At 35.6% G+C, this 12,221-nt stretch carries 12 protein-coding genes; all 12 read left to right on the top strand.

Annotated features, from left to right (window positions below; all coding sequences use genetic code 11):
* Positions 1-232, top strand: a 232-nt coding sequence (locus RUH95_RS18315) for a tetratricopeptide repeat protein (RefSeq protein ID WP_313894346.1), incomplete at its 5' end; no start/stop codon positions are given.
* Between the two features lie 753 nt (positions 233-985).
* Positions 986-1,363 (top strand): transcription antitermination factor NusB, encoded by a 378-nt coding sequence (nusB, locus tag RUH95_RS18320; protein ID WP_313894347.1) that lies wholly within the window; start codon positions 986-988, stop codon positions 1,361-1,363.
* 27 nt (positions 1,364-1,390) lie between these two features.
* On the top strand, positions 1,391-2,248 hold the full coding sequence (gene folD / locus RUH95_RS18325; RefSeq protein ID WP_313894348.1) for a bifunctional methylenetetrahydrofolate dehydrogenase/methenyltetrahydrofolate cyclohydrolase FolD: 858 nt from the start codon (positions 1,391-1,393) through the stop codon (positions 2,246-2,248).
* Positions 2,249-2,315: 67 nt separating this feature from the next.
* Complete coding sequence (gene xseA / locus RUH95_RS18330) at positions 2,316-3,680, top strand: exodeoxyribonuclease VII large subunit (protein WP_313894349.1); 1,365 nt, start codon at positions 2,316-2,318, stop codon at positions 3,678-3,680.
* On the top strand, positions 3,673-3,894 hold the full coding sequence (locus RUH95_RS18335; RefSeq protein WP_313894350.1) for an exodeoxyribonuclease VII small subunit: 222 nt from the start codon (positions 3,673-3,675) through the stop codon (positions 3,892-3,894). Before xseA ends, RUH95_RS18335 begins: the two co-directional genes overlap by 8 nt.
* Positions 3,887-4,771, top strand: a complete 885-nt coding sequence (locus RUH95_RS18340; protein WP_313894409.1) for a polyprenyl synthetase family protein — start codon at positions 3,887-3,889, stop codon at positions 4,769-4,771. The genes RUH95_RS18335 and RUH95_RS18340 overlap by 8 nt, the downstream gene beginning before the upstream one ends.
* Positions 4,772-4,859: 88 nt before the next feature.
* Complete coding sequence (gene dxs, locus RUH95_RS18345; RefSeq protein WP_313894351.1) at positions 4,860-6,755, top strand: 1-deoxy-D-xylulose-5-phosphate synthase; 1,896 nt, start codon at positions 4,860-4,862, stop codon at positions 6,753-6,755.
* Complete coding sequence (locus tag RUH95_RS18350; protein WP_313894352.1) at positions 6,752-7,570, top strand: TlyA family RNA methyltransferase; 819 nt, start codon at positions 6,752-6,754, stop codon at positions 7,568-7,570. Before dxs ends, RUH95_RS18350 begins: the two co-directional genes overlap by 4 nt.
* Before the next feature lie 100 nt (positions 7,571-7,670).
* Positions 7,671-8,120 (top strand): transcriptional regulator AhrC/ArgR, encoded by a 450-nt coding sequence (gene ahrC / locus RUH95_RS18355; protein WP_313894353.1) that lies wholly within the window; start codon positions 7,671-7,673, stop codon positions 8,118-8,120.
* 27 nt (positions 8,121-8,147) lie between these two features.
* Positions 8,148-9,851 carry a DNA repair protein RecN gene (recN, locus tag RUH95_RS18360; RefSeq protein ID WP_313894354.1) on the top strand — a complete coding sequence of 568 codons (1,704 nt, stop codon included), beginning with the start codon at positions 8,148-8,150 and terminating at the stop codon, positions 9,849-9,851.
* Positions 9,852-9,944: 93 nt separating this feature from the next.
* On the top strand, positions 9,945-10,907 hold the full coding sequence (locus RUH95_RS18365) for a SpoIVB peptidase S55 domain-containing protein (RefSeq protein WP_313894355.1): 963 nt from the start codon (positions 9,945-9,947) through the stop codon (positions 10,905-10,907).
* 205 nt (positions 10,908-11,112) lie between these two features.
* Complete coding sequence (gene spo0A / locus RUH95_RS18370; RefSeq protein ID WP_313894356.1) at positions 11,113-11,904, top strand: sporulation transcription factor Spo0A; 792 nt, start codon at positions 11,113-11,115, stop codon at positions 11,902-11,904.
* Positions 11,905-12,221 lie beyond the last annotated feature (317 nt).

A 12,221-nucleotide genomic window follows, 5' to 3' on the forward strand; every position in this document is an offset into this window, starting at 1 on the left:
TACAAAAGCCATCGAAATAAATCCCGAATATGCTTTAGCATATAATAATCGCGGAAGTGCATATGGTAATTTGGGCAAATATGAAGAAGCAGTAGCTGATTATACAAAAGCCATCGAGATAAGTCCTGAATATGCACATGCATATAATAATCGAGCTAAGGTATATGAAAAATTAGGAAACAATGAGGCAGGTGATTTTGACAGACAAAAATATAATGAACTTTTCAAATAAATGTTTTATTGGTTAATTTTTGTGTAATTCAGGCATATTAACTGAGGAAAGATACAATGTTTTATTTTCCAAATAAATAATTATTCGCAATCAAACCAATTTTTAATTTGCGTTTTCTAAACTCTTAGGTTACTTCTATGAAGAAAACTTATGTTAAAAAAAACTGTGTTACAAAAATAGAAAGCTGTTTATAGTTCTTAACTATAAAAGCAGTAGTGGTAAACAAATGCGAAAAAGCAGGCATGATGCAATAAGTATTTACATCGCTTTCTGTGAAGTTTCCTCGTACATAATTAATTAGGGAAGGAATAACCGTTTCTCAGAAAAATATAGAGGTGATTATTTTTTAATCATATTAAAGTTTGCATATAAAAATTTAATAACTAAAAAGCATCCACGGATGCTTTTTTATTTACCTAAAACCAAAAGTAAGATTATGAGGTAAGTGAATCAATAACTACATACCAATCACCCCAAATCAATCAAATCCAACAAAGATAAGGATTTCACAGAAGAAACCTTGTAATAGTCCCTAATGCTCTCTATAATAAGAAGGTCTTTAATCATTAACGGCTTTACGAAAAGCGTACAAATAAACGAACGAAAAACTACATATAGAATTAAAAAGTATGAAATAATCGTTTAAGTAAGATGTAATTAGCTGTAGTGTAGAGGTTTTCTGATATAATATGAAAACACATGAAAATCGAGTATACTATTGTATAGATAGTTACATTTAAAGGAGAACAAATCATGAAAAGAAGAGAAGCAAGGGAACTAGCACTACAAACACTATTTCAATTAGACAATAGCGAAATTTCGATTGAAGAAGCAATTGGACATGTTACAGAAGAACAAGATGCATTTTTGACACAGTTAGTTACTGGTACGATTGAACATAAAGAAGCAATTGATGCTTCATTAGTAGACAAATTAGAAAACTGGTCACTTTCAAGATTACCGAAAATTGAGCGTACGGTGCTACGAATCGCAGTTTACGAATTGACGTATACAGAAGAAACACCAGCTAAAGTAGTAATCAATGAAGCACTTGAAATTTGCAAAATCTTTGGAGACGAGAAATCTAGTCGTTTTGTGAATGGTGTTTTATCTAAATATACAAATCAATAATGTACTTGAACTAAGGGAGCGTTTACTTTGACAAATAATATCATCGATGGCAAACAAATAGCTGCACAAGTAACTGAAAAAGTGAAAACGAGAGTAGAAAATCTAAAAGCAAAAGGAATTACACCAGGATTAGCGGTTGTGTTAGTTGGAAACAATGCTGCATCACAAACATACGTAAATAATAAAACGAAAACATGTGAACGACTTGGAATGTATTCGGTTTTAATCGAGTTAGATGCAAATGTATCTGAACAAGAACTTTTAGAAAATGTTGCAGCACTAAATAACGATGAAAAAATTCATGGTATTTTAGTGCAGTTACCACTTCCGAAGCATATCGATGAAGATCGTGTCATTGCTTCTATCTCTCCACTTAAGGATGTAGATGGTTTTCATCCGGAAAGTGTTGGTAAAATGATAATCGGTCAACAAACATTTCTACCTTGTACGCCATTTGGTGTGATGAAATTATTAGAATACAGCGGAATTGATGTAGCATCCAAGCACGCTGTTATTATTGGAAGAAGTAATATCGTTGGCAAGCCAATGGGTCAGCTTTTATTGCAAAACGACGCAACGGTAACTTATTGTCATTCGAAAACGAAAGACTTACATTCATTTACAAAACAAGCGGACATTCTTGTAGTAGCAACAGGTCGAGCAAAAATGATCGATGCTAGCTATATGAAAGAAGGCGTTGTTGTCATTGATGTTGGTATAAATCGTGATGAAAACAACAAGCTTTGTGGGGATGTAGACTTTGCTTCTGCTCAAGAAGTAGCGTCTAAAATTACTCCAGTTCCAGGCGGCGTTGGTCCAATGACGATTGCAATGTTAATGGAAAACACTTGTCTAGCGGCAGAAATTACATTAAAAAACAATTAAAAGAGTAAAGCTGTTTTTCTACAGAAAGACAGCTTTTACATTGTCAACAGTCTGAGGAGTTGTTTTCGTGTCATCACCTACATACTTAACTGTAAAAGCATTGACTAAATACATAAAACGAAAATTCGATGCAGATACTCATTTACGAGATGTTTACGTAAAAGGGGAGCTTTCGAATGTGAAAATTCACTCTAGTGGGCATATTTATTTTACATTGAAAGACGAAGCGGCAAGATTAACATCTGTCATGTTTGCAATGAATGCGAGATCGTTAAAGTTCACACCTGAACATGGGATGAATGTCCTTGTTCGTGGGGATATTAACGTATTTGAATCTGCTGGACAATACCAATTGTATGCTTCAAGCATTCAACCTGATGGTATTGGCGAGCTTTTTTTAGCGTACGAGCAATTAAAAAAGAAACTCGAAATGGAAGGCCTATTCCACCCGAGTAGAAAAAAGCCTCTGCCTTTATTCCCGAAAAAAATTGGTGTTGTTACATCCAAAACGGGAGCAGTCATTCGTGATATTTTAACTACATTGGAACGACGGTACCCAATATGCGAAATCGTTGTATTCCCAAGTATTGTTCAAGGTCCACAAGCAGCACCGTCCATTGTAAAATCGATTGAACAAGCAAATAATCTAGGGTCAATTGATGTACTTATCGTTGGACGAGGCGGTGGGTCTATAGAAGATTTATGGGCGTTCAATGAAGAAGAAGTAGCACGTGCGATTGCGGCTAGTCGTGTACCGATTATTAGTGCAGTAGGCCATGAAACAGATACAACGATCGCTGATTTTGTTGCGGATCTTCGTGCACCGACGCCAACAGCTGCGGCTGAAATGGCTGTGCCAAGTAAAGAAAACTTAATGAAAAATATTTTAGCCTATCAATCAGCTTGTTTACATTTAGTGACGAAAAAGCTATCCGATGAGAAGAATAGGTATAAGCGAGCAATGGAGTCGCCAGTACTTGCAACTCCAGAGAAGTTATATCGTCCTTTTATAGAGAGATATGTACGAGTGGAGCAACAGCTTCAAAAAGAAGTGAATCGACTATATCGTGATAAGGAACGTGCATTTATGAATGTGCAAAATAGATTTAGCCAACATTCTCCAAGAAAATTGGTTGAACAGCATGAAAAGTCTTTACACATCTTAACAAATCAAATGAATCAAGTAGTCGTTGCATCTTTTGAAAAACATCGACAGCATTTCCTCGGATCTATACGAACATTAGAAGCGTTAAATCCATTAAAAATCATGGATCGTGGATATAGTATTACGTATAAAGAAGGTAAGTTAGTGAAATCCATACAAGATGTACAAAAGGGAGATTCCATCTATGTAACACTTGCAGATGGTCAAGTTGAAGCAACTGTTCAAAAGACAGACGTGAAAGAGAGAGGAGATCAAACTAATGGCTAAAAAAGAACTTCCATTCGATGAAGCAATGATCCATTTGGAAAATATCGTACGTCAACTGGAGCAAGGCGATGTACCACTTGAGAATGCAATTGAACTCTATCAAAAAGGGATGGAGCTCTCCAAACTATGCAGTGAAAAATTACAAAGTGCAGAAAAACAACTAGTATCATTTATGGGAGAGAATGGGGAAGATGTTGGTAATGACAATGAATGATTTGCTTAAACCATTTATCCAGGTAAACCAACCACTTATTGAGCAACAGCTCGATTCTTTGATCGTAGATATAAAAGCTCCTGCTCAGCTAAAGGAAGCAATGGCTTATTCACTTCAAGCAGGTGGCAAGCGAATTAGACCGCTTTATTTATTAGCTGTATTAGAAGAACTAAATGTTCAAAACAAAGACGCTATCGTTGTTGCGAGTACGATTGAAATGATTCATACGTATTCACTTATTCATGATGACCTACCGAGCATGGATAACGATGATCTGCGTAGAGGAAAGCCGACGAATCACAAAGTGTACGGAGAAGCGTTAGCAATACTTGCTGGTGACGCATTAGTAACGCTCGCTTTTGGCATTATCGCTCGTCTTGAGTCTATTACAGCAGATCAAAAGATTAAATTGATTGACCAGCTTAGTTTTGCTTCTGGAGCAGAAGGTATGGTTGGTGGACAAGTACTAGATATGCATGGAGAAGGAAAAAGGCTAACGTTAGAGCAATTAGAAGAAGTTCATGTCAATAAAACAGGTGCTCTTCTTTCATTCAGCATTTTAGCTGGTGCAATTATTGCAAATGCTTCAGAAGATGTTGTAAACGCTCTCCGAAAATATGCATTCCATATTGGATTAGCATTTCAAATTCAAGATGATATTTTAGATATAGAAAGCACTTCAGACCAACTCGGGAAAACAGCTGGAAAAGATGTATTAAGTGAAAAAAATACATATCCATCTATTTTAACGCTAGCTGGTGCAAAAGAGCAGCTTCAAAAGCAGTATGATTTAGCAATGGAAGCATTAGTAACGGTTGATTTGCACAATGGATTACTAGAACAGCTTGCAAATTATATTACAAAAAGGTCTAATTAATTGCTAATAATTTTGTTTTGAGGCGTTTTATTGTTATGATAATAACTACCATATAATAAAGAAATCTAATAGAAGGTGTGTGATGGCAATGGACTTAACTTCAATTTCTAGCCCATCCTTTTTAAAACGTTTAGATAATGAACAATTAAAGGAACTAAGTGAAGACATTCGATCGTTTTTAATAGAAAAATTATCAGTAACTGGAGGACATATTGGTCCTAATTTAGGTGTTGTCGAGCTAACAATCGCACTTCATCGAACATTCAACAGCCCAGAAGATAAATTCCTTTGGGATGTTGGGCATCAAGCGTATGTGCATAAAATTTTAACTGGAAGAGCAGATCAATTCGATACACTTCGCCAGTTTAAAGGATTATGTGGATTCCCGAAAAGAATTGAAAGTGAACATGATGTATGGGAAGCAGGGCATAGCTCTACTTCGCTTTCTGCTGCAATGGGAATGGCAAAAGCACGTGATATTCAAAAGAAATCAAATTATGTTATCCCAATTATTGGGGATGGTGCACTAACAGGTGGTATGGCATTAGAAGCATTAAATCATATTGGGCATGAAAAAACAGATATGATTGTTATTTTAAATGATAATGAAATGTCGATTGCTCCAAACGTTGGGGCTCTTCATAATGTCTTAGGAAATCTAAGAACGCATGGCACATACAATAAAGCCAAAGATGAGCTAGAATCTATTTTGAAAAAAATTCCGGCAGTTGGTGGAAAGCTTGCGAGCACTGCTGAACGAGTGAAAGATAGCTTAAAGTATTTACTCGTATCTGGCGTGTTTTTTGAAGAAATGGGCTTCACTTATTTAGGTCCAATTGATGGGCATAATTTGCAAGATTTAGAAGACAACTTACGCTACGCTAAAAAGATGAAAGGTCCTGTACTTCTTCATGTCCTAACGAAAAAAGGTAAAGGCTATACGCCAGCAGAAGAAGATAAGGTAGGTACTTGGCACGGAACTGGACCATATAAAACAGAGACAGGAGCTTTCGTTAAATCTAGTACAAAAGCGCCTTCATGGAGTGGTCTTGTTGCAGAAACAGTAAGAAAGCTAGCAAGAGAAGATAAACGCATTGTTGCGATTACTCCTGCAATGCCAGTTGGCTCGAAGTTAGAAGGATTTGCTTCTGAGTTTCCGGATAGAATGTTCGACGTAGGAATAGCAGAACAGCATGCAACAACGATGGCTGCAGGTTTAGCAGCTGACGGGATGAAGCCGTTTTTAGCGATTTATTCGACATTCCTACAACGTGCCTACGATCAAGTTTTACATGATATTTGTCGTCAAAACTTAAATGTCATGATTGGAATCGATCGTGCAGGTTTAGTAGGAGCAGACGGGGAAACACATCAAGGAGTTTTTGATATTTCATTCTTACGTCATATGCCAAATATGGTTATTATGATGCCAAAAGATGAAAATGAAGGCCAACATATGGTTAAAACTGCAATTGATTATGAGGGTGGTCCTATCGCACTTCGTTATCCTCGTGGAAATGGCTTAGGTGTTCCAATGGATGAAGAACTGAAAGCTATACCAATCGGTTCATGGGAAGTATTGAAAGAAGGAACACAAGCTGTTATTTTAACGTTTGGTACAACAATTCCAATGGCTATGCAAGCGGCAGCACAATTGGAACAAGCAAATATTTCAGTCGAAGTAATAAATGCACGATTTATCAAACCGTTAGATGAAGAAATGCTGCTTTCGCTTCAACAACGTAATATTCCAATTATTACAGTCGAAGAAAGCGTGTTGCAAGGTGGATTCGGTAGCGCTGTTTTAGAACATTTCAATGATAGAGATTTACAAGCTACTGTTAAACGTATTGGTATTCCGGATATGTTTATTGAGCATGGAGATGTCGATCAATTACTAGGAGAAATAAATGTAACTAGTGAAGAAATCGTTAAAACGGTAGAAAAAGCGATTAAGCGGCCGAGCAAGGTTATTTCCTCATGACTAAAATAGCAAAAGAACGTGTCGATATTCTGTTGGTAGAAAATGGATTATTCGAGACGAGAGAAAAAGCAAAACGAGCAATTATGGCAGGGCTTATATATAAAAATGAAGAACGTCTGGAAAAACCAGGTGAAAAGATAGAAATAGATTCGATTTTGACGGTGAAAGGTCAAGTATCGAAATATGTAAGTCGTGGAGGATTAAAGCTTGAAAAAGCAATCGAGCAATTTGATTTAACCATTCAAGATAAAATTATGCTCGATATTGGATCTTCCACAGGTGGTTTTACAGACTGCGGCTTACAAAATGGAGTAAAACATGCCTATGCTTTAGATGTTGGATATAACCAACTCGCATGGAAAATCCGACAAGATGAAAGAGTTACTGTCATGGAAAGAACGAATTTTCGATATTGTACAGCAGCTGATTTTTTAGAAGGGTTACCTTCTTTTGCATCTATTGATGTGTCTTTTATTTCATTAAAACTAATATTTCCGACATTGAAAACAATTTTAGTTCCAAATGGTGACGTCATTGCACTTGTGAAGCCACAATTTGAAGCTGGAAAAGACAGAGTCGGGAAAAAGGGCGTTGTACGAGATAAGGCCGTTCATGTAGACGTTTTAACGGACATTGCAAAGTTTGCAGAAAGTCAATATTACCAACTAAAAAATGCTTCCTTCTCACCTATTACAGGAGGAGAAGGGAATATTGAATTTTTATTTCATTTGATAAATGTGCCACAAGGCGAGGTCGTTCCGCACGATATAAACTTTGTTCAACTTGTAAATGAAGCACATACATTATTAAAATGAGCGCGACTCAAAAATTGAGTCGTGTTTTTTCTTGTTACTTTTCCAATGTAATGCTAAGGTATAAAGTAAATAGTATAAATATACAATGGGGTGATTTCGAATGAATAAAGGACAAAGACATATTCGTATTAGAGATATCATTGCGAATCATGAAATTGAAACGCAAGATGACTTAGTAGATTTTTTAAAAAATGCCGGTTATAACGTTACACAAGCAACCGTTTCAAGAGATATTAAAGAACTGCATTTAGTAAAAGTTCCATTGCCAAATGGTAACTATAAATATAGTCTACCTGCAGATCAACGATTTAACCCAATGCAAAAATTACGTCGTGCGTTAACAGATGCATTTGTCAGTATAGATGGTGCAAGTCACTTTTTAGTAATGAAAACGCTGCCAGGTAATGCGCATGCAGTTGGATCTTTGATCGATTATTTAGACTGGACGGAAATTTTAGGTACTATTTGTGGTGACGACACATGTCTTATTTTATGTCGACAAGAATCAGACAGTGAAATTGTTAAAAATCGTTTACTCGAAATGCTTTAATCTTACTTGATAACGAGGTGAAAACTTTTGTTAAATGAATTATCTATTAAAAACTTAGCAATCATTGACGAACTAACGGTCAGTTTTGAAGAAGGGCTTACTGTATTAACAGGAGAAACTGGTGCAGGGAAGTCGATTATTATTGATGCTGTGCATTTATTATGTGGAGGTAGAGGCTCTCAAGAATTTATTCGTCATGGCGCAAAAAAAGCAGAACTAGAAGGTATGTTTTTAATAGCAAATCCGAAACATAGTGTCTTTAAAAAAATGGCGGATGTTGGTATTGAAATTGATGAAGAAGCAATTGTATTAAGACGTGAAATTAATACGTCTGGCAAAAGTGTTTGTCGAATAAACGGGAAACTTGTAACAATTGGTATACTACGAGAAATTGGTGCTTCGTTAGTTGATATACATGGTCAGCATGAGAGCCAAGAACTAATGGATGAAAAAGCACATATTCATTTATTAGATCAATTTTCCGGAGAAGATTTGAAAACAGTAAAAGATTCATATAAAGAATTATTTACGAAATATAAAAAGCTGACGAAGGAACTCGCTACTTTAACGGAAAATGAGCAACAAATTGCACATAAAATCGATTTATATACATTTCAGGTAGAGGAAATTGAGGATGCTCATTTAGTTATTGGGGAAGAAGAACAGTTACAAGAAGAAAAGAAAAAATTGTTAAACTTCCACCGAGTTTTCGATAAAATGAGCAGTACTTATGAAGCGATTCTTGGAGAATCGAAAGGATTGGACTACATAGGAACTGCAATGGCAGATTTACAAGATATTGCGGATGTCGATAAAGATATGCTCGAGCTAAGTGAAAATGTATCTTCTGCATTTTATATTTTGCAGGACGCAGCTTCTCAGTTAAAAAATGAATTAGATGAGATGGAATATGATGCCAATCAACTCCAGTTTGTCGAAGATCGTTTGGCATTAATTCAAACATTGAAACGCAAATATGGTCAATCTGTTGAAGAAATACTCGAATATAAACAACAAATTAGCAAAAGTTTAGAACAGTTAGTTAATCGCGATGAACAAATTCAAAAAAATGCATTTAAGATTAAGCAGCTTGAAAAAGACTTAGAATTAGAAGCAAATGAATTAACAGAAAAACGAAAAATTGCAGCAAAGCATTTAAGTAAAGCAATTATGGAACAACTTCAAGAGTTGTATATGGAAAAGGCAACATTTTCTGTTATGTTTCATGAACAAACGAAAACAATGTTTAATGAAAATGGAATGGATGAAATAGCTTTTTACATATCAACCAATGTGGGAGAACCATTAAAAGCATTAACAAAAGTAGCATCAGGTGGAGAATTATCCCGAATGATGCTAGCATTGAAAAGCATTTTTTCGAAACACCAAGGAATTACTTCCATTATTTTCGATGAAGTAGATACTGGAGTAAGTGGACGAGTTGCGCAAGCAATTGCTGAAAAAATTTCTGGCATTGCGACAGATTCCCAAGTGTTATGTATTTCACATTTACCACAAGTAGCTGCGATGGCAGATCAACATTTAATGATTAAAAAAGAAGTAAGTGGCAATCGAACATTTACAGTGTTAGAAGAAGTAATCGATGATAAACGTGCAGAAGAGCTTAGTCGCATGATGTCAGGTGCAGAGATTACTACAACGACATTACAGCACTCGAAAGAGTTGTTGACCTTAGCAGAAGAACGGAAAAAGATCTTAAGGCATGTGTGAAGACTTTCATTTGAAGGTCTTCTTTTTTTATCAATTATTTACCTCACATAGAGTTTGCTCGACAGGACATAGTAAACGTATAGGAGGTGAAATATGAAGCAAAGCTATCGTATATGGTCGCTAATGCCAATACTTTTCTTTAGTTTATTCTTGTTAGTCAGTCCTACTTTAGCACAAAAAACTACTTCCTCAGTCGTTCCATTAGGTCAATCCATTCAAATTGATCTACAGTATGGAGCAGTCTTTATAAGTAATGATGTTTTATTGACAGACGATTACTGGCTACGTGCGGGAGATTCCATTCAACAAATTAATGCAGAAGCTGTCACATCAATGGAAGACGTTAGAAAACATGTAAATGAAAAAGTGCAAGCTACTATTCATTATGAGCGAAACAAAAAAATGTATACAAAAGAAATTACTTCTGACCAAATGTTGAAGCTTCTTCCATTTTTAAGAGATGCTACAGAAGGAATTGGGACGTTAACGTATTATGATGCAGAAACAAATGAATTCGGCGCGTTAGGGCATCAAATCGTCGATCATACGACAGGTATAACGCCAAAGTTTTCGGAAGGCTCTATTTACCTGTCTTCCATTGAACAAATTAGAAAAAGTATTCCAGGTAAGCCAGGTTATAAAATAACTTCTCATAAAAACAACACTTCTCCAATTGGTGGTGTGAATGAAAACAATGTATATGGCATATTTGGCAAATTAGAAGCGAATGCGTTTCAGGATAACTCTCTACAAGAAGTGGAAGTCGCTGACAAAGAAGCAATAATGACTGGTGAAGCAATTATGCGTACTTCTATCGATGGCGAAAAAGTACAGGATTTTGCAATCGAAATAACGACTGTAGAAGATCATTTATTTCAATTCACCGTTATTGATGAATCACTAATCGAGAAAACGGGAGGCATTTTACAAGGGATGAGTGGAAGCCCGATTATCCAACGGGATAAATTAATTGGAGTCGTAACGCATATGTACGTCGATAAACCGAAAAATGGAGCAGCATTAGCCATTACAGAAATGATGAAGAAAAATCCATAATGCTTTTTCTTTGGCCACACCTAGAAATAGGTGTGGTTTTTATATGCGAATTAAAATTCGACAAATGCGCTGGAAAAGAATAGTTTATGTCGGGATGTGGGGAAAATGTACTACAAAAGACTTATTTTTTACAAAAATAAAGGATGTAGTAAAAAAATAGCGAATAGTATCTAAGTTAAAAATATCAAAAGGTGGATTGAGTGTAATGGAAAAAATCAAAGTGGCAATTGTAGACGATAACAAGGATTTGATTCGAACAATGGATGCTTATTTCGACAGGCATTCAGAGATTGAAGTTGTGGGTACTGCTTTAAATGGTAAACTTTGCTTAGAGCTACTCGAAACGATTGAACCAGATGTATTACTACTAGATATTATAATGCCTCACCTAGATGGTATTGCAGTATTAGATAGTATGCAAAAAAATGACCGATTCGGTAAAATTCAAGTTATTATGCTAACTGCATTCGGACAAGAAGATGTGATGAAACAAGCGGCAGAACTAGGTGCTTCCTATTTTATGCTGAAGCCTTTTGAGTTTGATAGACTAGTAGAACAGATTAAACAAGTAGCTGGTCGAAAAAGCAGTATGCAAGAAGTGCCAGAAAAGTCTAGTCCTGAGAAAGAGGCAATGCAAAATAAACGAATGATCGACAATACAATTACAAATATTATTAAAGAAATTGGCGTACCTGCGCATATTAAAGGCTATTCTTATTTAAGAGAAGCAATTCAAATGGTTTACACAGACATTGAGCTACTTGGCTCGATTACAAAAGTACTATATCCAGAAATTGCAGTAAAATTCCAAACGACTCCTTCCAGAGTAGAACGAGCGATTCGCCATGCAATTGAAGTAGCATGGAACAGAGGAAATTACGAAAGTATTTCTAAAATGTTCGGCTACACAGTACATCACCTAAAAAGCAAACCGACAAATTCAGAATTTATCGCAATGATCGCTGATAAAATTCGGATGGAGAATATGGCTAGTTGATTGTTATTGAGTATGAAACACCTTCATTTACTAGTATTTTCGCTAGTGGGTGGAGGTTTTTTTGTTGTGTCTGATTTTGATTTTGAAGAAGAAATATTAGGTTAAATGATTAAAAAATAAATCTCTTAAAAAAACTATAGAATATTAATATTTTAGTTTTATTTTTCAACGAATTATTCGAAATATCTTTTGGGTGTTACGCTTGTGGAGTTCTACGAATAGTATAGAGCAGAAAGTATTGTGTGTATTTACCTATTTTCTAAATATACAAACAGTTATTTTTATAGTGCAGAACAATTCATAGTTCTTTTTGCTTA

The sequence above is a fragment of the Psychrobacillus sp. genome (genome assembly GCF_032154225.1).
GTDB lineage: Bacteria > Bacillota > Bacilli > Bacillales_A > Planococcaceae > Psychrobacillus.